This is a genomic window from Bradyrhizobium hipponense (genome assembly GCF_008123965.1).
GTDB classification, from domain to species: domain Bacteria; phylum Pseudomonadota; class Alphaproteobacteria; order Rhizobiales; family Xanthobacteraceae; genus Bradyrhizobium; species Bradyrhizobium hipponense.
Genome location: NZ_VSTH01000056.1, coordinates 40,846 through 60,760 on the forward strand (window position 1 = coordinate 40,846; position 19,915 = coordinate 60,760).

The 19,915-nt window shown below is 64.8% G+C and carries 20 protein-coding genes; 9 read left to right on the top strand and 11 right to left on the bottom strand.

Features of this window, described 5'->3' with window-relative positions:
* Nucleotides 1–224 precede the first annotated feature (224 nt).
* Nucleotides 225–1,238, bottom strand: coding sequence for a 1-aminocyclopropane-1-carboxylate deaminase (locus FXV83_RS18170; RefSeq protein WP_148740767.1), 1,014 nt, complete (start codon nucleotides 1,236–1,238; stop codon nucleotides 225–227).
* A 163-nt stretch (nucleotides 1,239–1,401) separates the two neighbouring features.
* Between FXV83_RS18170 and FXV83_RS18175 the strand changes: the two genes are divergently transcribed.
* The 3 genes from FXV83_RS18175 (at nucleotide 1,402) to FXV83_RS18185 (ending at nucleotide 3,766) form a co-directional block, all read left to right on the top strand.
* Nucleotides 1,402–1,866: an Lrp/AsnC family transcriptional regulator gene (locus tag FXV83_RS18175; RefSeq protein WP_148740768.1), complete on the top strand. Its 465-nt coding sequence runs from the start codon at nucleotides 1,402–1,404 to the stop codon at nucleotides 1,864–1,866.
* A 45-nt stretch (nucleotides 1,867–1,911) separates the two neighbouring features.
* Entirely contained in the window at nucleotides 1,912–3,069 is a 1,158-nt protein-coding gene (locus FXV83_RS18180; protein WP_148740769.1) for a PLP-dependent cysteine synthase family protein, read from the top strand.
* Nucleotides 3,070–3,205: 136 nt separating this feature from the next.
* Nucleotides 3,206–3,766, top strand: a complete 561-nt coding sequence (locus tag FXV83_RS18185; protein WP_148740770.1) for a carboxymuconolactone decarboxylase family protein — start codon at nucleotides 3,206–3,208, stop codon at nucleotides 3,764–3,766.
* 81 nt (nucleotides 3,767–3,847) lie between these two features.
* On the opposite strand, the gene FXV83_RS18190 is transcribed toward FXV83_RS18185, so the two are convergent.
* Complete coding sequence (locus FXV83_RS18190; RefSeq protein WP_148740827.1) at nucleotides 3,848–4,720, bottom strand: hypothetical protein; 873 nt, start codon at nucleotides 4,718–4,720, stop codon at nucleotides 3,848–3,850.
* A 215-nt stretch (nucleotides 4,721–4,935) separates the two neighbouring features.
* On the opposite strand from FXV83_RS18190, the gene FXV83_RS18195 reads away from it, so the two are divergent.
* Nucleotides 4,936–5,184 carry a hypothetical protein gene (locus FXV83_RS18195; RefSeq protein ID WP_148740771.1) on the top strand — a complete coding sequence of 83 codons (249 nt, stop codon included), beginning with the start codon at nucleotides 4,936–4,938 and terminating at the stop codon, nucleotides 5,182–5,184.
* 46 nt (nucleotides 5,185–5,230) lie between these two features.
* Here the strand turns inward: FXV83_RS18195 and FXV83_RS18200 are convergent, their stop codons facing one another.
* A complete protein-coding gene (locus tag FXV83_RS18200) occupies nucleotides 5,231–6,166 on the bottom strand; it encodes an alpha/beta hydrolase (protein WP_148740772.1) in 936 nt (311 codons plus the stop codon).
* A gap of 106 nt (nucleotides 6,167–6,272) precedes the next feature.
* Here FXV83_RS18200 and FXV83_RS18205 point away from each other — a divergent pair, with 106 nt between their 5' ends.
* Nucleotides 6,273–7,160: a branched-chain amino acid aminotransferase gene (locus FXV83_RS18205; protein ID WP_148740773.1), complete on the top strand. Its 888-nt coding sequence runs from the start codon at nucleotides 6,273–6,275 to the stop codon at nucleotides 7,158–7,160.
* A 103-nt stretch (nucleotides 7,161–7,263) separates the two neighbouring features.
* Here FXV83_RS18205 and FXV83_RS18210 read toward each other — a convergent pair whose 3' ends face one another.
* Both FXV83_RS18210 and phaR read right to left on the bottom strand, forming a co-directional pair.
* Nucleotides 7,264–7,884, bottom strand: a complete 621-nt coding sequence (locus FXV83_RS18210) for a class I SAM-dependent methyltransferase (RefSeq protein ID WP_148740774.1) — start codon at nucleotides 7,882–7,884, stop codon at nucleotides 7,264–7,266.
* Nucleotides 7,885–8,003: 119 nt separating this feature from the next.
* Nucleotides 8,004–8,603 (bottom strand): polyhydroxyalkanoate synthesis repressor PhaR, encoded by a 600-nt coding sequence (gene phaR, locus FXV83_RS18215; RefSeq protein ID WP_148740775.1) that lies wholly within the window; start codon nucleotides 8,601–8,603, stop codon nucleotides 8,004–8,006.
* A 304-nt stretch (nucleotides 8,604–8,907) separates the two neighbouring features.
* On the opposite strand from phaR, the gene FXV83_RS18220 reads away from it, so the two are divergent.
* From FXV83_RS18220 to yddG, 3 genes are all read left to right on the top strand, one after another.
* A complete protein-coding gene (locus tag FXV83_RS18220; RefSeq protein ID WP_148740776.1) occupies nucleotides 8,908–10,086 on the top strand; it encodes an acetyl-CoA C-acetyltransferase in 1,179 nt (392 codons plus the stop codon).
* A 240-nt stretch (nucleotides 10,087–10,326) separates the two neighbouring features.
* Nucleotides 10,327–11,052 carry an acetoacetyl-CoA reductase gene (gene phbB, locus FXV83_RS18225; RefSeq protein ID WP_148740777.1) on the top strand — a complete coding sequence of 242 codons (726 nt, stop codon included), beginning with the start codon at nucleotides 10,327–10,329 and terminating at the stop codon, nucleotides 11,050–11,052.
* 177 nt (nucleotides 11,053–11,229) lie between these two features.
* Nucleotides 11,230–12,099 (top strand): aromatic amino acid exporter YddG, encoded by an 870-nt coding sequence (yddG, locus tag FXV83_RS18230; RefSeq protein WP_148740778.1) that lies wholly within the window; start codon nucleotides 11,230–11,232, stop codon nucleotides 12,097–12,099.
* A gap of 15 nt (nucleotides 12,100–12,114) precedes the next feature.
* Here the strand turns inward: yddG and FXV83_RS18235 are convergent, their stop codons facing one another.
* Both FXV83_RS18235 and gloB read right to left on the bottom strand, forming a co-directional pair.
* On the bottom strand, nucleotides 12,115–12,537 hold the full coding sequence (locus FXV83_RS18235) for a cupin domain-containing protein (protein ID WP_148740779.1): 423 nt from the start codon (nucleotides 12,535–12,537) through the stop codon (nucleotides 12,115–12,117).
* Between the two features lie 9 nt (nucleotides 12,538–12,546).
* On the bottom strand, nucleotides 12,547–13,314 hold the full coding sequence (gene gloB, locus FXV83_RS18240; RefSeq protein WP_148740780.1) for a hydroxyacylglutathione hydrolase: 768 nt from the start codon (nucleotides 13,312–13,314) through the stop codon (nucleotides 12,547–12,549).
* Between the two features lie 108 nt (nucleotides 13,315–13,422).
* On the opposite strand from gloB, the gene FXV83_RS18245 reads away from it, so the two are divergent.
* The gene (locus FXV83_RS18245) at nucleotides 13,423–14,166 is read left to right on the top strand and encodes a class I SAM-dependent methyltransferase (protein WP_148740781.1); all 744 of its coding nucleotides are present in this window, start codon (nucleotides 13,423–13,425) and stop codon (nucleotides 14,164–14,166) included.
* Between the two features lie 64 nt (nucleotides 14,167–14,230).
* Here FXV83_RS18245 and FXV83_RS18250 read toward each other — a convergent pair whose 3' ends face one another.
* The 4 genes from FXV83_RS18250 to ptsP form a co-directional block, all read right to left on the bottom strand.
* A complete protein-coding gene (locus FXV83_RS18250; RefSeq protein WP_148740782.1) occupies nucleotides 14,231–15,004 on the bottom strand; it encodes a DUF4167 domain-containing protein in 774 nt (257 codons plus the stop codon).
* 459 nt (nucleotides 15,005–15,463) lie between these two features.
* A complete protein-coding gene (prmC, locus tag FXV83_RS18255) occupies nucleotides 15,464–16,345 on the bottom strand; it encodes a peptide chain release factor N(5)-glutamine methyltransferase (RefSeq protein WP_187435986.1) in 882 nt (293 codons plus the stop codon).
* 7 nt (nucleotides 16,346–16,352) lie between these two features.
* A complete protein-coding gene (gene prfA / locus FXV83_RS18260; protein WP_148740784.1) occupies nucleotides 16,353–17,438 on the bottom strand; it encodes a peptide chain release factor 1 in 1,086 nt (361 codons plus the stop codon).
* A gap of 55 nt (nucleotides 17,439–17,493) precedes the next feature.
* Nucleotides 17,494–19,761, bottom strand: a complete 2,268-nt coding sequence (gene ptsP, locus FXV83_RS18265) for a phosphoenolpyruvate--protein phosphotransferase (protein WP_148740785.1) — start codon at nucleotides 19,759–19,761, stop codon at nucleotides 17,494–17,496.
* Between the last annotated feature and the right edge of the window lie 154 nt (nucleotides 19,762–19,915).

The following is a 19,915-nucleotide window of genomic DNA, read 5'->3' on the forward strand; positions in this document are numbered from 1 at the left end:
CTACGGACTTTAGCATCCACCACTCCCTCCGCATCGTCATCCCGGACAAGCGCAGCGAAGCGGAGAGCAGATCCGGGATCCATACCGCGGAATCTATCGATTGCGATCGGTAGGAGTACCGAACTGCAAGTCTTCGCCAAACCACTCCCTGTGGCTATGGGTCCCGGATCTGCGCTGACGCTTGTCCGGGACGACACCGGTGTGTGAGGCCCGAACTAAGCCTCTCAGCCGTTCCGGAACGTATAGCCATAGCCGTTCAGCGCCGGTGCGCCGCCGAGATGGGCGTAGAGGATCTTTGCGCCCTTCTCGAAATATCCCTTCTGCGTCAGGTCGATCAGACCCTGCATCGACTTGCCCTCATAGACGGGGTCGGTGATCATGGCTTCGAGCCGCGCGGTGAGGCGGATCGCCTCCTTGGTCTCCTCCGACGGCACGCCATAGGCGGGATAGGCGTAGTCCTCGATCAGCACGACGTCGTCTGCGACGAGGTCCTTGCCGAGCTCGACGAGCTTGGCCGTGTTCTGCGCGATCGAGAGCACCTGCGCCTTGGTCTGTGCGGGCGTGAACGAGGCATCGATGCCGATCACCTTTCGCGCACGGCCGTCGGCGGCGAAGCCGACCAGCATGCCGGCATGCGTGGAGCCGGTGACGGTGCAGACGACGATGTAGTCGAACTTGAAGCCGAGCTCGGCTTCCTGCTTGCGGACCTCCTCGGCGAAGGCGACATAGCCGAGGCCGCCAAATTTGTGCACGGACGCGCCGGCCGGAATCGCGTAGGGCTTGCCGCCCGCAGCCTTCACCTCCTCGATCGCCTCCTCCCAGCTCTTGCGGATGCCGATGTCGAAGCCGTCGTCGACGAGGCGCACGTCGGCGCCCATGATGCGCGAGAGCATGATGTTGCCGACGCGGTCATAGACGGCGTCCTCGTGCGGCACCCAGGCTTCCTGCACCAGGCGGCACTTCATGCCGATCTTGGCGGCGACCGCCGCGACCATGCGGGTATGGTTCGACTGAACGCCGCCGATCGAGACCAGCGTGTCGGCGTTCGAGGCGATCGCGTCCGGGATGATGTATTCGAGCTTGCGCAGCTTGTTGCCGCCATAGGCGAGGCCGGAATTGCAGTCCTCGCGCTTGGCATAGATTTCGACATCGCCGCCGAGGTGCTTTGACAGCCGCTCCAGCTTCTCGATGGGCGTCGGACCGAAGGTCAGCGGATAGCGGGCGAATTTTTCCAGCATGCGAGGTGATCCCGATTGGCGTTGAATTGGCCCCCTGCGCCTAGCATCGGCCGGACAAAATGTGCTCTCAAATACTGCGTAATATATGAGGACATTGTTGCGGGCGCCGACAAAATAGCATTAATTTCTTCCGTCAATCGGCCCATAAGAGAAAGCTTCTTTCATGTCGTCACGGCTCGACCGTATCGACCTTAAGATCTTGCGATTGCTGCAAAATAACGGCCGACTCAGCAACGCAGAGCTGGCCGGGACGGTGGCGATCAGCCCCGCCACCTGCCATCGCCGCACCCAGCGCCTGTTCGAGGACGGCTTTATCGCTGCCGTCCGCGCCATGGTGGCGCCGAAGAAGGTGGCGAAGGGCACGCTGGTGATGGTCGGCGTCGTGCTCGATCGCTCGACGCCGGAAAGCTTCGCGATCTTCGAGCAGGCGATTACGAAGCTGAAGTTCGTGCTCGACTGCCACCTCGTCGCCGGCGACTTCGACTACTTCCTGAAGATCCGCGTCGGCGACATGGAGGATTTCAACCGCATCCATGGCGAGCAGCTGATCGCGCTGCCCGGCGTACGCCAGACCCGCACCTTTTTCGTGATGAAGGAAGTCGTCGACAACGCGCCGCTGGAGTTCTGAGCGGAAGCTATTGATGCACGATCCGCATCATGAGAGGTTCAGTCGATGCAGCCACTTCCTTTCCGCCAGCAAGATCCGGTCGCACCAGCCTACAGCCGCGGCTGGGTCGACGAGGCCGTGGCTGCGATCGAGGCCGACCAGTGCCGCACGGCCGACACGCATCTGATCCGGCTGATCGTGCCGGCGCTGGCCGGCATCGACATCTATCTGAAGGACGAGTCCACACATCCGACCGGCAGCCTGAAGCACCGGCTGGCGCGCTCGCTGTTCCTCTACGCGCTCTGCAACGGTCATATCCGCGAACGCACGCCCGTTATCGAAGCATCGTCGGGATCGACCGCGGTTTCGGAAGCCTATTTCGCGCAGATGATCGGCGTGCCGTTCTACGCCGTGATGCCGCGCACGACGTCGGCGGAGAAGATCGCCGCGATCGAGCATTATGGCGGCAACTGCCACCTGATCGACGACGGTCGCGCGCTCTATGCGGAGGCCGCCGCGCTCGCCGCCCGCCTGAACGGCCACTACATGGACCAGTTCACCTTTGCCGAGCGCGCCACCGACTGGCGCGGCAACAACAACATCGCCGAGTCGATCTTCACGCAATTGAAGGGCGAGACGCGTCCGTTGCCGGACTGGATCGTGATGGGCGCGGGCACCGGCGGCACCTCGGCCACCATCGGCCGCTATTTGCGCTACCGCCAGTATCCGACGCGGCTGTGCGTGGCCGATGTCGAGCATTCCGCTTTCTTTGACTGCTTCCGTTCCCAGGATCGCTCCCGGACTTGCGAAAGACCTTCGCTGATCGAAGGCGTCGGCCGGCCGCGCTGCGAACCCTCCTTCGTGCCGGGCGTGGTCGATCGCATGATGAAGATCCCGGATGCGGCGTCGATCGCGGCGATGAACGTGCTGTCGCGCCGGCTGCGCCGCGCGGTGGGCGGCTCCACCGGAACCAACTTCCTGGCGCTGTGCCGGCTCGCTGCCGAGATGCGAAACGCGAACCAGACGGGATCGCTAGTGACGCTGATCTGCGATTCCGGCGAACGCTACCGGCAGACCTATTACGAGCCCGAATGGCTGAAAGCGCGCGGCCTGGATCCAGCGCCGTTCGAAGCCGCCTTGTCGTCGTTCCTCGATACCGCGCAGCCGTTGACGCTCGCGGTCGACGACGTCGTCAATCCACAGAGCCCGCAGAGTCCTGAGTAGCGGCGCTGACCGCAACCATTGCCGGCGCGTCCGAGTCGACTTGATGCCGGCGGCGCCCCTTCATGTCACGGCAACTTCACTTGCCTTGCGCGCGCGTGCGGGCGAGTTTCGCGCCTTCTCAACGAGGAGATCTGCCGTGCGTCTTCCCATTCTCGATCCGAAAGATCTGACCGACGAACAGAAGCCGCTCTATGACGACATGCGAGCGGGCATCAAGGACCACTTCAAGGGCTTTGTGAACATGCGCGACGACGGCGCGCTGCTCGGGCCCTGGAATCCCTGGATCCGCGAGCCGCGCTTCGGCAAGCCGATATGGGAGCTGGTCAAGGCGATCGCATCGAATCCGCTGCTGCCGGCGGCGGTGCGCGAGGTCGCGATCCTCGTCACCGGTTCGCATTTCCGCTCCGGCTACGAGCTCTACGCCCACGTGCTGGTCGCCGAGCAACGCGGCCTGTCCGACGAAAAACTCGCGACCATCGTCGCCGGGCAGCGGCCGGTGGATCTCACCAAGCAGGAAGCGGTCGCCTACGACGTGGCGTCGGCGCTGGTGAACGGCGGTGTGCTGCCGGAGCTGACCTATCGGGCTGCGGTCAGGGAGTTCGGCGAGCACGGCGCGGCCGAGCTGTCCTATCTGGTCGGGGTCTACTGCATGGTCTCCGTTACGCTCAACACATTCGACGTGCCGGTGCCGGACTGATCGGCTCGCGCCGTCACTCCGCCGCCTTGCGCGGCGGCGGGGGCGGTAACCAACGAACGCATTTGTTGCGCTCTACCGCCGTCAGTTGCGTACCGCGTAGAGTGGCGTCCGCAGCGTCAGTTGGTAGGACGGCTTCGGCATCCACGCGATCTGCGCTGTGATGCCGAACAGGCGGTTGTCGTTGTCGTCCATGCGGTCGAGGTCGAGCCGCAGGATCGGTTGAGTGAAGGGCTCCGCCAGCGTCCGGCCTCCAAGCTGCGCGCCGCCGAACGATTGCACGCCCAGGCGCCCCGTGAACTTCCAGTTGCTCGGCCATTGGTAATAGCCACCCGCATAGAGGATGTTGTTCGGCCGGATGCTGGCGAATTGTATGGCGATGTCGGTGTGGGTGTATTGCATGCCGGCGAGCCAGCCCCGCGTCTCGTCCTCGTCCAGCGCGTAGTCGAATTCCAGGATGTTATTGAACGAGGTCGTCATGCCCGGTTCGTTCGGCACCGACTGCGTCAGGGTCGATTGCAGCGTGATCGTCGGGATCCTCCCGCCGTTCTGCTGGTACAGGTCCGCTTGCACGCCGATGTTCCAGCTCGTGATGTCGAACGGCGTCCAGCCGCCGCCGATGTCCGTCGTCGAGCCGGACACACCGGCATAGAGCGACACGCGATCGCTGACGTCGACCGTCAGCGGCAGGTCGACGGCGATTGACTTCGCGGCCGGAAGGCCGTTCGGGAGCGCCACGCCTCGACGCGCCGCCAGTGCTTCGAGCGCCGCCGAGAGCGAATTGTTGCCGAAGCCGAGCCCGAGCGTCCCGGCCGGGATCGTCGCATAGGTCGTGCGCAGATCGAGATAGATGTTCGGAACAGCCGGCTTTGCGGGTACGTTCTCGTCGGCTTCAGCCGCGAAAGTGGTGCCTGCCGACGCCATCAGGCAGAGCAGTCCCATTGCGAAGGCGCGCAAGGCCGGGCGGAACAATTGGCTGCGGTGGAACACGTGACCATCCGGGGCGTGGCGCTTTGATGACGAGATCGCTTGCTAGATGGAACGTGATCGTTCGTGTGGTCAAGCGCTATCCGCGAGCGGTGGACTGCGCAGATGGGCGCGGTTACTCTACCGTGATCGCACCGACACACTCGCGCGCCAGAGTGCGGGCCGCCTAACGAAGGACGACAGCCATGAAGACGTCACGCCGCATCCTGCTCGCCGGACTGATGGGACTCGCCGTGGCTCCGACCGCAATGGCCACCGCGGCGCCGTCGCCCGTGACCGACGACGCGACGGTGGCTGAAGAACGTTTTGCGCGGATGATCGCAGCAGCGCACGCGCCCGACGTTACCTGCGCGCGCCAGGCCGAGCGTTATGCTGACGCGCATTGGCCGGACTACGTCGTGGCGGCAAGGGCCGTCCTCAACGCGCGCGCGTGACGCAGCTTTCCCTTCTCCCACAAGGGGAGAGGGGCCCAACCGCGCCTCAGGTCTCCACCGCCCGCCGCACCTGCTCGCCGATCAGCGACAGCACGAGCTGCGCCTGCGGCAGGATGGCGCCCATGGCGTGGAAATTGTGAACCATGCCGTCGTGGCAGACGTGCTCGATTGTAACGCCCGCGGCGAGCAGCTTGCGTGCATAGGCATTGCCCTCGTCGCGCATCGGGTCGAATTCGGCGGTGTGGATGATCGCGGTCGGCAGGCCCGCGAGCTGCGTTGCGCGCAACGGCGAGATGCGGGGATCGGCGGTGTCGATGCCGTCGGGCAAATAGTCGGCTAGATCGGCCTCGATCGTCGCGCGATCGATCAGATGGCCTTCGGCGAACGTCTCGCGCGAGGGCGAGGTCTCTTCGAAATCCAGCACCGGGCAGATCAGGCATTGCGCGACGATCGAGAGGCCGGCGTTCTGCGCGGCGTCCTGGCACACGATCGCGGCTAGCGTCGCGCCGGCGGAATCGCCGCCGACCACCAGCCGCCCGGCGTCGATGCCGAGCGAGGAGGCTTCGCGCGCGACCCATTCGGCGGCGGCGACCGCGTCGTCGACGGCAGCAGGGAACTTGTGCTCGGGCGCGAGGCGGTAATCGACCGAGACCAGCCGGCAGCCGGTCGCGTGCGCAAGCGCTGCCGCGATCCGGTCGTGCGTCGCAATGCTGCCGGCGACGAGGCCGCCGCCGTGAAAGAACACGAAGCCGGGCGCACGCTCACCGGCGCTCGCGGGCACATAGAGGCGATAGGGCAGTTCGCCGCCGGGACCGGGAAGCCTGCCGTCGAAGGTCGTGACATCCGGTGCCTCGGCTCGCGCAAACTGCATCAGCTTCGCCAGGGATTGCCGCCGCGCCTCCACGCTCGGCCGGCTCCGTGCCTGCGGCGCAGCCGCATCCATCATGGTCAACAGACGCTTTGCAAGCGGATCGAGCGGCATGGATCTTTCCTTCCCACGAGGGGAGAGGGTAACGCACCATTTCCCCGCAGGAAATCCTTTAGGAATTGGGATAATAGTGCCTCGATCTTTCCAAGGGAGGCCGGTCATGGCCGAGATCAAAAAGCCCATCGAATATTCGCCGAGTTGGACCTTCTTCGAAGGCAAATGGCACGACGGCAACGTGCCGATCATGGGCCCACGAACGCATGCCGCATGGCTCGGCTCGGTCGTGTTCGACGGCGCGCGCGCCTTCGAAGGCGTCGCGCCCGATCTCGACCGCCACATCGCCCGCGCCAATCAATCCGCGATCAATTTTGGCCTGAAGCCGGTGGTCGAGACCGACACCTGGCTCACGCTCGCTCGCGAGGGCCTGGCGCGCTTCTCGGCCAATGCCGAACTCTATATACGTCCGATGTACTGGGCGCAGAACGGTGCCGGCGGCGGCGTGCTGTTCGACCCCGAGACCACCAATTGGTGCCTTTGCATCTACGAGGCGCCGATGCCCAAACCCGTCGGCAACGCCATCACGCTGTCGCCGTTCCGCAGGCCCACCGCGGAATGCGCGCCGGTCGAAGCCAAGGCGGCCTGCCTCTATCCGAACAATTCGCGCGCGCTGTCGGAGGCCGCTTCCCGTGGCTTCCACAACGCGCTGATGCTCGACATGCTCGGCAATGTCGCGGAGTTCGGCAATTCCAATGTGTTCATGGCCAAGGATGGCGTGGTCTTCACACCGGTGCCGAACGGCACCTTCCTCAACGGCATCACGCGCCAGCGCGTGATCGGTCTGCTCCGCGCCGACGGCGTCACCGTGGTCGAAAAGACGCTACGTTATGCGGACTTCCTCGCCGCCGACGAGATATTCTCCACCGGCAATTTCGCCAAGGTCGCGCCCGTGATCCGCATCGACGACCGCGAGCTGAAGCCGGGCCCGTTCTACACCAAAGCGCGCAAGCTCTATTGGGACTTTGCGCATGCAGTGAAGTTGGCGGCTTGAGCTAGCTACTTCCGCGAACTCCGTCATTGCTTCGCTGCGCTCGCAATGACGAATTGCGGAAGCACCGCGAAGCTATGGGCCTGAGCGTGCGCGGGGCGACGCCTTAAGCAGCCCGTCTCCTGAACCGGCTGAACTGAAAGGCCTGTGTCGAATGCCATGGCGTATGATGCGTCTCGCTGCGCGTCTCGATGAGTTCGAAGGCCGGTCCGAGCTCCACCGAAAGGCTTGCGCTGTCATGCCGCTGGACAGGTAGGCCGCTGCACTTTTCCGGACCATCCAGCGCGAAGGTGCCGATGATGACGTAGCCGCCGGCTGCAACCGCCGATCGCAGGCGCTCGACGTAAGCTGCCCTGTCGTGCGGATCGGTCAGGAAGTGGAATGCCGCGCGATCGTGCCAAACATCGTATGTCTTCGCCGGCCGCCATGTCGTGGCGTCGGCGACGATCCAGTCGATCGTTGCGGCAGCCGCGCCGATTCGTTTCTTTGCGGTTTCAAGCGCGTTGGCTGAGAGATCCAGTACGGCGATGTCGCGATATCCCTCCTGCAGAAGGCTATCGGCCAATCGCGACGCGCCGCCGCCAATATCGATGATCGCGGCCGCATGATCTGGACGGGCCGCGCGGATCATCTCCAGCGAGATCGTCGGGGTGTCCTGAAACCAGCTGACTTCAGACTCGCCCTTGGTGGTGTAGACGTGGTCCCAATGCGCGGTTCGGTCGGACATGGCGTATGCCTCGGCCCTAGGGTGAGCAGGCGCTCGGAGACGATCCAGGTCGGTTGGCGGCGCCGCAGTGACCCCAGGAAAAGCGCCCGCGGGCGCGGCCGCTCCGGCGCACGAAGGACCTACTCTTCCTTCTTCGACATCCGCTCGAGGCGCTCCTGCATCTCCTTCATCTGCTGGCGCAGATCGTCGATGTTGGTGTCTTTTGCCGGCTCGGCGCTCGCATCCGGCTCGGGCTCCGCCGTGGTTGTCCCCGGGCGGCCCGTAGTGGGCGCGAACGGCTTGAACATCGAGAAAGTCTGCTGGAACAGCTCCATGTTGCGGCGGACCTGTTCTTCCAGCGGCGCAAACGGGGTTCCGGAGAGCGAGTTGGCGATTTGCTTGCGGAACTTCTCCTGCTCCTGAGTGAGCGTGGCGATCGACTGCTCCAGATATTTCGGCACCACCATCTGCATGCTGTCGCCGTAGAAGCGGATGAGCTGGCGCAGGAAGGTGGTCGGCAGCAGGTTCTGGCCGGCCTTGTTCTCCTGCTCGAAGATGATCTGGGCGAGCACGGAGCGAGTGATGTCGTCGCCGGTCTTGGCATCGTAGACCAGGAAGTCTTCGCCGTCCTTGACCATGGCGGCAAGGTCTTCCAGAGTCACATAAGTACTCGTTCCGGTATTATAGAGCCGCCGGTTCGCGTATTTCTTGATGGTGGTGGGTTGGTCTGATTTCGCCATGGGCTCTCACTTGCAAAACGCGGAGAACGGGAACCCGGCGGGCAAATGCCGCAGGGCGGGAAGAGTACGCAACGCAACAAAATAAGCATTTTCAAAGGGGTCACGCTACCGTTTTGTGCGCCACGGTTAATCGGGCAGCAAAAACGTGCTTGCGAAATCGCCAAGAACGCTATTTTGAATGCGCTGCGGCATGAATTCGGCCACCTATCGATTGACATGCCTCAACGACGTTAACAGGATGCCGTCCGAGACTGGCGAGCCGTTTCCCAGCCCCGTCTGCCCCCTTCAACCCCAGGAGATGCCCATGACAGACGATGTCGTCATCGTCAGCGCCGCCCGCACCCCGGTCGGAAGCTTCAACGGAGCGTTCGCGACCCTTCCCGCCCACGAGCTTGGCGCTATCGCCATCAAGGCCGCGCTGGAGCGCGGTGGCATCGAGCCCGGCCGCGTTTCGGAAGTCATCATGGGCCAGATTCTCACTGCAGCTCAGGGCCAGAACCCGGCCCGCCAGGCATCGATTGCCGCCGGGATTCCGGTGGAGAGTCCGGCCTGGGGCGTCAATCAGCTTTGCGGCTCGGGTCTGCGCACCGTTGCACTCGGCTATCAGGCCCTGCTCAACGGAGATTCCGAAATCGTCGTCGCCGGCGGCCAGGAATCCATGAGCATGGCTCCGCACGCCCAGTACCTGCGCGGCGGCGTCAAGATGGGCAATGTAGAGTTCATTGACACGATGATCAAGGACGGCCTGTGGGATGCCTTCAACGGCTATCACATGGGCAACACCGCCGAGAACGTCGCGCGCCAATGGCAGATCACGCGCGCCCAGCAGGACGAGTTCGCGGTCGCCTCGCAACAGAAGGCCGAGGCCGCGCAGAAGGCCGGCAAGTTCAACGACGAGATCGTCTCCGTTACCATCAAAACCCGCAAGGGCGACGTTGTCGTCAGCGCCGACGAATATCCGCGCCATGGTGCAACGCTTGACGGGATGGCGAAGCTCAAGCCCGCCTTTGAGAAAGAAGGTACGGTCACCGCAGGTTCGGCCTCCGGCATCAACGACGGCGCCGCTGCCGTGGTGTTGATGACCGCCAAGCAGGCTGCCAAGGAAGGCAAGAAGCCGCTCGCGCGAATCGTGTCCTGGGCGCAGGCCGGCGTCGATCCGAAGATCATGGGCTCTGGCCCGATCCCGGCCTCGCGCGCTGCGCTGAAGAAGGCCGGCTGGAATGTCGGCGACCTCGACCTGATCGAAGCCAACGAGGCCTTCGCGGCACAGGCCTGCGCCGTCAACAAGGACCTCGGCTGGGACACCTCCAAGGTCAACGTCAATGGCGGCGCGATCGCGATCGGCCATCCGGTCGGCGCCTCCGGCGCGCGCGTGCTGGTGACGCTGCTGCACGAGATGCAGAAGCGCGACTCGAAGAAGGGCCTTGCCACGCTTTGCATCGGCGGTGGCATGGGCATTGCGATGTGCATCGCGCGCGATTGAAACTACCTTACGCGTAACTGACGCGTGCGCTGCACACGTGATTGAGTGCGTTGCACGCGATTAAAAAGGCGGCGGTTGCAAATCAAATATTCTTCGCAACTGTGAAAGCCTCGACTAAAGAGAAACGCCCGGCTTGATGCCGGGCGTTTTGTTCTTGATGTCCGTCAAACGTCCCGCATAATCCGCATCTAAAAACGATCACTCAGAAACGTCCGAAGAGTCCAAGGGAAGGAATACGATATGGCACGTGTTGCATTGGTGACGGGTGGTACGCGGGGCATCGGAGCGGCGATCAGCAAGGCGCTGAAGGCGGCCGGCTACAAGGTCGCGGCGAGCTATGCCGGCAATGATACCGCGGCGGAGAAGTTCAAGGCCGAGACCGGCATCGCCGTCTACAAATGGGACGTCAGCAATTTCGACGCTTGCGCCGAGGGCGTGAAGAAGGTCGAGGCCGAGGTCGGGCCCATCGACGTGCTCGTCAACAATGCCGGCATCACCAAGGACGGCGCCTTCCACAAGATGACTCTGGAGCAATGGAATGCGGTGATCGGCACCAATCTCGGCTCGCTGTTCAACATGTCGCGCCAGGTGATCGAAGGCATGCGCGGGCGCAAGTTCGGCCGCATCGTCAACATCTCCTCGATCAATGGACAGAAAGGCCAGTTCGGCCAGGTGAACTATTCCGCGGCGAAGGCCGGTGAGATCGGATTCACCAAGGCGCTGGCGCTGGAGAATGCCAAGGGCGGCGTCACCGTGAACGCGATCTGCCCGGGCTACATCAACACCGAGATGGTGCAAGCGGTGCCGAAGGACGTGCTGGAAAAGGCCATCCTGCCGTTGATCCCGATCGGCCGGCTCGGCGAGCCCGAGGAGATCGCGCGCGCGGTCGTGTTCCTCGCCGCCGATGAAGCCGGCGCCATCACCGGCTCGACGCTGACCGTCAACGGCGGCCAGTACATGGTGTGATGCGATCGCATCACGTTCGCACATATCGGTAGCTTCGTCATGCCCGGGCTTGTCCCGGGCATCCACGGCCTTACAACAGCGGTCGCCACGGCAGAACGTGGATGGCCGGGCACGGGCGAGCGGAAGCGACGCCGCTCTTCAGACGGCTATGCCCGGCCATGACGGAAGTATTCGCCGATGACTCCCCGCACCGCGACGCTGATCGGCTTGACCGCAATCCTGATGTGGTCGCTGCTCTCCGTGATGACGGTGGCGACCGGAATAATCCCGGCCTTCCAGCTCGCCGCGATGACCTTTGCGATCGGCGGTCTGGTCGGTTTCCTCACCTGGATCGGCCGTGGCGAGGCGGCGAAAAGCCTACGCCAGCCGCTCGTCGTTTGGGTCGTCGGCGTCGGCGGATTGTTCGGCTATCACGCGCTCTATTTCCTCGCGCTACGCTTCGCGCCGCCAGCTGAAGCGGGCCTGCTCAACTATTTGTGGCCGCTCCTGATCGTGATGTTCTCGTCGTTACTGCCAGGCGAGCGGCTTGCCGTGCACCACGTCATCGGCGCCGTACTCGGCCTCGTCGGCACAGTGCTGCTGTTCGCTGGCAATACGAGCGGCTTCGCGCCCGGCCAGCTGCCGGGGCTGATCGCCGCCTTCGTCGCAGCCTTCGTATGGGCGACGTATTCCGTGTTGTCGCGGCGGCTCAAAGCGGTGCCGACCGATGCGGTCGCCGGATTTTGCCTCGCCACCGCAGCGCTTGCCGCGCTGATGCATGCCGCGCTCGAGACGACCGTGTGGCCGGAGACCACACTGCAATGGCTCTCCGTGATCGCGCTCGGCATCGGTCCGGTGGGCGCCGCGTTCTACGCCTGGGACATCGGCATGAAGCGCGGCGACATCCGCGTGCTCGGTGCGGCGTCCTACGCGACGCCGCTGCTCTCGACCGGTTTCCTCATCGCCGCCGGCTTCGCCAAGGCCAGCGCCAACATCGCCATCGCCGCGATCCTGATCGCCGGCGGCGGCCTGATCGCGGCGAAGGACATGGTACTGCGCAAGCGCTAATTGTCTTTCCGGGGCCTACGGCTCCCAGCCCTTCGGCGCCAGCTCGAATTTTGCAAACTCGAATGCGGGCGCCACGGTGCAGCCCACCAAGGTCCATTCGCCGGTGGTCTCGGCGGTCTGCCACGCATGTGCCGGCACGATCGCCTGCGGCCGCTCGCCGCTCATGAGGTCGGTGCCGAGGCGTACCTGGTGTTGTGAGCAGCCTTCGTGGGCGATGCGCAGCGCCAGCGGACTGCCGGCATAGTAATGCCAGATCTCGACCGCATCGATGCGATGCCAATGCGAACGCTCGCCGCGCGCGAGCAGAAAATAGATCAGGGTCGAGCGCGACCGGCCGTTGGCGTCGGTGGTCTGGTCGCGAAACGTCTCGCGATAGTGCCCGCCTTCAGGATGCGGCCGCAGCTCAAGGCGCGCGATGATCTGGGCTGCGGTCGGCATCGATCCCCGTCAGGACTTGTTCTTGCGTTCGCGCAACTCGCCGAACACCGCGGCGGCATCCGCACCCTTCATGTGTAGCCTGGTTGCGACCGAGGGTTCATCAGCCCGCAGGAACACGTTTGCTCGCTTCTCATCACCAAGCAGTGACGGAATGGTCGGCTTGTTCTCGGCCCGCAGCTTTGCAACTTCCGCCGCGCGTGCCTGGAGCGCCGCATTGTCGGGCTCGACGGTCAGTGCGAACTTGACGTTCGACGCCGTGTATTCGTGGCCGCAATAGAGCTTGAAGTCGTCGGGCAGGGCGCGCAGCTTCAATAGCGAATCCCACATCATCGGATAAGTGCCCTCGAACACGCGGCCGCAGCCGATCGAGAACAGCGTGTCGGCGGCGAACAGCGTCTTCTCGGTGTCGAAAACGTAGGAGACGTGGTCGAGGGTGTGGCCGGGCGTCTCCAGCACGCGCGCCAGCAGGGTGCCGACCTTGACCACGTCGGCATTGGCGACGCGCAGGTCGACGTTTGCAATCTTCGTCGTCTTGTCATGCGGCGCGACGACGCGGCAATTGTATCTTTGCTTGAGTTCGGCGACCCCGCCGACATGATCGCCGTGATGGTGGGTGATCAGGATGTCGGTGAGCTGCCAGCCCTCGCGGTCGAGTGCCGCCAGGATGGGGCCCGCCTCCGGCGCGTCGACCGACGCCGTCGCCTTGGTTTCCACATCGTGGATCAGATAGCCGAAATTGTCGTTTAAACAGCTGAAAGTACGAATTTCGGCGGCCATGACATCTCCATCGGGCTCAGCCCCGCCTGACAAATATGGCGTTAACGTTGCGCAGGCAATGCAATATTCAGCGCGCGGCGGCGGCCTTGCGCATGTTACATTGCCGTCATGACCATCGACGTCGTCGATCTCCGCGAGTTCTATTCCCGCCGCCTCGGGATCGTGGCGCGGCAGATGATCAATCGCGGCATCAAGGAGCGCTGGCCGAGCGCCAAGGGCGAGCGCGTGCTCGGCATCGGCTATCCCACGCCCTATCTCGGATTGTTCCGCGAGGATGCGGAGCGCTGCCTCGCCTTCATGCCGGCGGCCCAGGGCGTCTTGAAATGGCCAACGGGGCGTCCTGCGCTGGCCACGCTGGTTGACGAATTCTCGCTGCCGCTGCCGGACGCCGCGGTCGACCGCATCCTGCTGGTCCATGCGCTGGAAATGTCGGATGATCCGGCTGCGCTGTTGCGCGAGGTGTGGCGGGTGCTGTCGCCGTCGGGCCGTGTCATGGCGGTGATCCCGAACCGGCGCGGGGTGTGGACCCGCTCCGACAATACGCCGTTCGGCCACGGCCGGCCCTATTCGCGCTCGCAGATCACGGATCTGTTGCGCCAGACCTGGTTCACGCCGACCGCCTGGGGCGAGGCGCTGTTCATGCCGCCCTATGCTGGCCGGTGGGTATTGAAATCGGCGCAGATGTGGGAGCGGGCCGGCGCGGCGTTGTCGCTGCCATTTGCCGGCGTCCATATCGTCGAGGCCACCAAGCAGGTCTACCGCGCGATCCCCGCCAAGCGGGAACGGGCGCGGCTGATTCCCTCCTTGAAGCCGGTGCTGGTGCCGTCTTCGACGACGGTGACGCACACCTGAAAGCAAATCGTCCCGGCCAGGGCCGGGACGATGCAGTTCAACAAATCAGGAGAACCGTTGCGGCTTACTCGCCGGGAGCGAGATCGTCGCTCGAGGCGGCCGGAGCAGCTTCGCGCTCGGGGCGCGGGCCGCCATGCGGCCGGCGGCGGCGCCTCGGAAAGCGTTCGCCGCCACCGCCACCCTCGCCACCGTTCACCTGCGGCTGTGCGCCGGTGATGAAGGAGGGCAGGCGATCGACGTTGCCGGCTTCGGCGACGACAGGCTGCGGCTGGTTCAGCGGGAGCGGCTGCGGCTGGGGCTGCGGCTGATATTGCGGCTGCGGACGGTGGTCGCGCTCGCGGTGCTCGCGCGGCTGTTGGTTCTCGCGCTGATAGGGCTGATTGTCGCGGGGCTGATGATCACGCTGCTGATGGTCACGCTGGCCGTCGCGCACGAAAGTCGGCTGCTGGGGCTGGGGAACGAAGCCCGGCTCCTGGCCGAAATTCGAGAAATTCTCACCGTCGTCCTCGCTGTCGTCGCTGCTGCTGCTCATGGGCTCGTCGCCGCGCGGCTGCTGGCTCTGCCGGAACTGCTCCTGGGCGGTGGCGATCAAGCGGAAATAATGCTCCGCGTGCTGGTAGTAATTCTCGGCAGCGACCGGATCGCCGGAAGAGCGCGCGTCGCGTGCGAGCTGAAGGTACTTCTCGGCGATGTGCGAAGCGGTGCCGCGGATCTTGATGTCGGGACCGTTCGATTCGTAGACCCGGGTCATCGGGTTCTGGCCGCGCCGGTTATGATTGTTGTTATTGTTGTTGTTATTCCGGTTGCGCATCCGCTGCTTGTTCTGACCGTTTCTCATGTCCTGCCTTTAATTCCAGCCCTAAAGGTTGCACGCACTACTGATTGCCGAGAGTGACCTAATGACAACGGTTCACGCTTCTCGTACGCACCGCGCGCACGAGCGGATTGAGCCCTGCCGATGTTCGTCGACCATCGCGTTCAACAAGGACGCGTTCCCCACCCGCCAGCATTCATCGCCAGCGAACCCATTCATTTTGCCTGCCAAAACAAGCCCTGGTTTCTTGCGTTAGTCTTCGCGCGCAATTTCAGGCTTTCGTTCACGTTGCGGTCGGAAGCAGCGCGCCACAAATGGCCATCGCGCTTCACAGGACCTCGCTTGGAACCGTAAATCAGTGAAGCTCTCGCCCGAGAGCCCGGCTTTCGCCCGTAAGTCTACGGGGCCGACACCGATGTGCTGAGCAGAAGGTAGTCGTTCCAACGGGATATTCCAAGAGGTTTTTGCAGCCCAATCCGGCTTTTATAGGGGCATTTTTCGGGCCGAAACGGCCCTCGGGATACCCGCCAAGTCGGCTCTAGGCGGCCTGTCCGCTACCAATGCGGCAGCCACCATTAAGGTTTCAATATTTCGCGCCTGGCCCTGCCCGGCTTCGACGATCAGCGCCCCGCCCGGCGCGAGGCGTTCCGCCGCCTGCGGGATCAGGGCGCGATAGGCGTCGTAACCGTCGTTGCCGCCGTCGAGCGCCAGATGCGGATCGTGCTCGCGCACTTCGATGCCCAGTTTCGGAATTTCTCCCGAGGGGATATAGGGCGGATTCGACACGATAAGATCGAACGGGCCGCTGAGCGCTGCCGCATAGGAGCAGGCGACGAAGGCGGAACGCTCGCCAAGGCCGAGGGCTGCGGCATTGCTCCTCGCAGTGTCGAGCGCGGTCAGGCTGAGATCGGTGCCGACGCCGAAAGCGCCGGGAATTTCGTGCAGCAGCGCCAGCAGGATCGCGCCCGACCCGGTGCCGATGTCGGCGATGCGCACTTGATCGGAGGCTCGCCGTTCGCGAAAGATTTCGAGCGCGAGCTCGACCACGGTCTCGGTATCGGGCCGCGGCACCAGCGTTGCTTCCGACAGACGAAATGGCAGGCCCCAGAATTCCCTGACCCCGAGAATGCGCGCCACCGGTTCGCCCGCGATCCGCCGCTGGCCATGGCGCGCGAGCTGCAACGCCTCGGCGTCGGTGAGGAGGCGGGCGCCCTGCGCAACCAGGCCGGTGAGATCGAGGCCAAGCGCCGCGCCCAGCAGGATACGGGCGTCGAGTTCGGCTTCGCCCTGCTGCGCCGATCGCAGTTGCGCCGCCAGCGCACGCCGCGCGCCCTCGACGGATAGTCCGGTGAAGGGATTGCTCACGCGCCGGTCACGCCGCAGCGCCCTGGGCTGCGAGCTGCGCGGCCTGATGCTCGGTGGTCAGCGCATCGATCAGCTCGCCGAGCGCCTCGCCCGCGATGACCTGCGGCAGCTTGTAGAGCGTCAGGTTGATGCGATGGTCGGTGACGCGTCCTTGCGGAAAGTTGTAGGTGCGGATCCGCTCGCTGCGATCGCCGGAGCCGACCTTCTCCTTGCGCTCGGCGGAACGAGCGGCATCGACGCGTTGCTGCTCGGCGTCGTAGATGCGCGAGCGCAGGATGTTCATTGCGGAGGCGCGGTTCTTGTGCTGCGAGCGGCTGTCTTGCATCATCACGACTATGCCGGTCGGGATGTGGGTGATGCGGATCGCCGATTCGGTCTTGTTGACGTGCTGGCCGCCGGCGCCTTGCGCGCGCATGGTCTCGATGCGCAGATCGTCGTTCTTGATGTCGACGTCGACGTCCTCGACCTCCGGCAGCACGGCGACCGTTGCGGCGGAGGTGTGGATGCGGCCTTGCGTCTCGGTGTCGGGCACGCGCTGCACCCGGTGGACGCCGGATTCGAATTTCAGCTTGGAGAATGCGCCGCGGCCCTGCACCTCGGCGATGATTTCCTTGTAGCCGCCGACGGTGCCTTCGCTGGCCGAGATCACCTCGACCTTCCAGCCCTGAAGGCTGGCAAAGCGCTCGTACATCCGGAACAGATCGCCCGCGAACAGCGAGGCCTCGTCGCCGCCGGTGCCGGCGCGGATTTCCAGCACCACGTTGCGGTCGTCCATGGCGTCCTTGGGCAAGAGCGCGACGCGGATCTTCTGCACGAGCTCTTCGATTCTGAGATTGAGTTCGTCGCGTTCGGCCTCCGCCATGCTACGCATCTCGGCATCCGTCGCGGGATCGGCGATGAGCGCTTCGATGTCGGCGAACTCCTTGACCGCGGCCCGATAGGCTTTGACCGCCTCGATCAGCGGCGCGAGCTCGGCGAGCTCGCGCGTGATCTGCACGTAGCGCTCGGAGGCGAGCTGGCCGAGCGATTCGGCCTCGAGCGAGGCGTGATGCGCAAGCAGGACGTCCAGTTTGGCTTCGGGGAGTGACGACATCGGTTCTGGTCTCAAAGGGCGGACGGAGGGCGGAGCGCGCGAGCGGGCAGGCCCGCTACAACGCCAGGCCCTCGGCCTCGGCAAACTCCGTCAGCTTCTGCCGGATCGAGACGCTGCCGGCCGGTGCGTCCAGCAGCGGGCCGAGCATCGCTTCGGCCTTCCTGGCATCGAGATCGATCACCATCGCCTTCACCGGGCCGAGCGCGCTCGCCGAGAGCGACAGCGAACGATAGCCCAACGCGATCAGGGCCAGCGCGCCGATCGGCTTCGAGGCCATCTCGCCGCAGAGCGAGAGCGACTTCTTCGCCGCATGGCACTTGCGGGCAATGTCGCGAAGCGCGCGCAGGATCGGCGCCGACATGGTGTCGAACCGCTCCGAGACCTTGGCGTTGCCGCGGTCGACCGCGAACAGGAACTGGAACAGATCGTTGGAGCCGACCGAGATGAAGTCGACTTTTTTCAGCAACTCGTCGAGCTGGTAGAGCAGCGCCGGCACCTCGACCATGGTGCCGATGTCGATGCGCTCCGGCAGCGTGTGGCCGTGCTGGCGCAAGTAAGTCAACTCGCGCTCGACCAGCGCTTTGGCCGCGTCGAACTCGGCAACCTCCGAGATCATCGGAAACATCACGCGCAGTGCGCGGCCGCCGCCGGCGCGTAGCAACGCGCGGATCTGGCCGCGCAACAGGCCCGGACGGTCCAGCCCGAGCCGGATCGCGCGCCAGCCCAGCGCGGGATTTTCCTCGATCACCGTCTCCATATAAGGCAGCGCCTTGTCGCCGCCAATGTCGAGCGTGCGGAAGGTGACCGGCTTGCTGCCCGCGGCATCCAGCACGGTGCGGTAGAGCGCGAGCTGGTCGCTGGTGCGGGGCAGGCTCTGGCCGACCATGAATTGCAGCTCGGTGCGGAACAGGCCGATGCCGGCGCTGCCGGTGTCCTCGATATGCGGCAGGTCGATGGCGAGGCCGGCGTTGATCAGCAGCTCGACCTTCTCGCCGTCCTTGGTGACGCAGGGCCGGTCGCGCAGCGCCAGATATTGCGCCTGGCGGCGGGCGCGGAAGCGCACACGCTCGGCAAAGGCCGCCTCGATTTCCTGCGAGGGACGCACATAGATCGAGCCGGATGTGCCATCGACGATGACGGCGTCGCCGGGATCGGCGATGCCGGGCGCGTTCGGCACCTCGCCGACCGCGGGAATGCCGAGCGCGCGCGCCACGATCGAGACGTGGGAATTGGCGGTGCCTTCCTCCAAGATAATGCCGCGCAGGCGCTTGCGGTCGTAGTCGAGCAGCGCCGCCGGTCCCATCGCGCGCGCGATGACGATGGCATTGTCGGGCAATTGCTCGCGCGAGGGCGCGTGGTCCTGGCCGACCAGCTGCCGCATCAGCCGGTAGCCGAGATCTTCCAGATCATGCAGCCGGTCGCGCAAATAAGGATCGGTCGAACGCAGCATGCGGGCGCGGGTGTCGGACTGCACGCGCTCGACGGCGGCTTCCGCCGTGAGGCCGGTGGCGACGGCCTCGTGCAGCTTGTGCGACCAGCCCTGGTCGTTGGCGAACATGCGATAGGCTTCGAGCACGTCGCGGTGCTCGCCGCCTTCGGCGACGTCGCCGCGCTCCAGCATGCGGTCGAGATCGGAACGCAGCTTCGCGAGCGCGGTATCGAGCCGCTTGATTTCCTTCGGCAGATCCTCGGCGATGTAGTCCTTGATGACGACGCGCGGCTCGTGCAGCACGACATGGCCGAGCGCGATGCCCTCCGACAGGATGGCGCCGACCTTCTGCATGGAATGCCGCGCGGCCGGCTCCTGGCCGGGCTGGGCCAGCGCCGACAATTCGCCGGAGGCGATCAGCTCCGCCAGCACCATGGCGGTGGTTTGCAGCGCCTCGAGCTCCTCCTCGACATAGGTGCGCTTGGCGCGGTTCTGCACCACCAGCACGCCGAGCGTGTTGCCGGCGCGCAGGATCGGGACGCCGAGGAAGGAGTGATAGATTTCTTCGCCGGTCTCGGGGCGGAACGAGAACGCCGGGTGGCTCTGCGCATCGCTCAAATTGAGCGGCGTCGCCTCGCTGGCGACGAGGCCGACCAGGCCCTCATGGGCGCTCAGCACGGTGTGGTGCACCGCCTCGCGCTTGAGGCCTTCGGTGGCGTAGAGTTCGAGCGTGTTGTCGACGCGCAGCACGTAGACCGAGCACACCTCGGCCACCATGTTGGCGGCGATCAGCACCACGATCTTGTCCAGCCGCTCTTGGGCCGAGACCTGCTCCGCCATGGTTTCGCGGAGCCGTCTCAACAAGACGCGGGGACCTCCCGACGCGCTCCGCATGTGCCGCCAATCTCCTCACTCAGCCGGGCCCGAGAGGGGCTCCGGCGGCTCGCCCGAAAATCCAGAAAAACAACGAATTTGCTCATCCGGCCCCGGCCCGGGCAATCGCCGGAGCCATCGCCTGAGCCGAATCAGCACCGCCTCCACTGGGGCA

What these genes read in the sequence shown, in the direction of transcription:
- FXV83_RS18170 (WP_148740767.1), bottom strand. Translation starts at nt 1,238, where the DNA reads ATGCTGGAAAAATTCGCCCGCTATCCGCTGACCTTCGGTCCGACGCCC.
- yddG (WP_148740778.1), top strand. Translation starts at nt 11,230, where the DNA reads ATGACTCCCCGCACCGCGACGCTGATCGGCTTGACCGCAATCCTGATG.
- FXV83_RS18205 (WP_148740773.1), top strand. Translation starts at nt 6,273, where the DNA reads ATGGCCGAGATCAAAAAGCCCATCGAATATTCGCCGAGTTGGACCTTC.
- prfA (WP_148740784.1), bottom strand. Translation starts at nt 17,438, where the DNA reads ATGTCGTCACTCCCCGAAGCCAAACTGGACGTCCTGCTTGCGCATCAC.
- gloB (WP_148740780.1), bottom strand. Translation starts at nt 13,314, where the DNA reads ATGGCCGCCGAAATTCGTACTTTCAGCTGTTTAAACGACAATTTCGGC.
- FXV83_RS18210 (WP_148740774.1), bottom strand. Translation starts at nt 7,884, where the DNA reads ATGTCCGACCGAACCGCGCATTGGGACCACGTCTACACCACCAAGGGC.
- FXV83_RS18180 (WP_148740769.1), top strand. Translation starts at nt 1,912, where the DNA reads ATGCAGCCACTTCCTTTCCGCCAGCAAGATCCGGTCGCACCAGCCTAC.
- FXV83_RS18250 (WP_148740782.1), bottom strand. Translation starts at nt 15,004, where the DNA reads ATGAGAAACGGTCAGAACAAGCAGCGGATGCGCAACCGGAATAACAAC.
- phaR (WP_148740775.1), bottom strand. Translation starts at nt 8,603, where the DNA reads ATGGCGAAATCAGACCAACCCACCACCATCAAGAAATACGCGAACCGG.
- FXV83_RS18235 (WP_148740779.1), bottom strand. Translation starts at nt 12,537, where the DNA reads ATGCCGACCGCAGCCCAGATCATCGCGCGCCTTGAGCTGCGGCCGCAT.
- FXV83_RS18175 (WP_148740768.1), top strand. Translation starts at nt 1,402, where the DNA reads ATGTCGTCACGGCTCGACCGTATCGACCTTAAGATCTTGCGATTGCTG.
- FXV83_RS18220 (WP_148740776.1), top strand. Translation starts at nt 8,908, where the DNA reads ATGACAGACGATGTCGTCATCGTCAGCGCCGCCCGCACCCCGGTCGGA.
- ptsP (WP_148740785.1), bottom strand. Translation starts at nt 19,761, where the DNA reads ATGCGGAGCGCGTCGGGAGGTCCCCGCGTCTTGTTGAGACGGCTCCGC.
- FXV83_RS18245 (WP_148740781.1), top strand. Translation starts at nt 13,423, where the DNA reads ATGACCATCGACGTCGTCGATCTCCGCGAGTTCTATTCCCGCCGCCTC.
- phbB (WP_148740777.1), top strand. Translation starts at nt 10,327, where the DNA reads ATGGCACGTGTTGCATTGGTGACGGGTGGTACGCGGGGCATCGGAGCG.
- FXV83_RS18200 (WP_148740772.1), bottom strand. Translation starts at nt 6,166, where the DNA reads ATGCCGCTCGATCCGCTTGCAAAGCGTCTGTTGACCATGATGGATGCG.
- FXV83_RS18195 (WP_148740771.1), top strand. Translation starts at nt 4,936, where the DNA reads ATGAAGACGTCACGCCGCATCCTGCTCGCCGGACTGATGGGACTCGCC.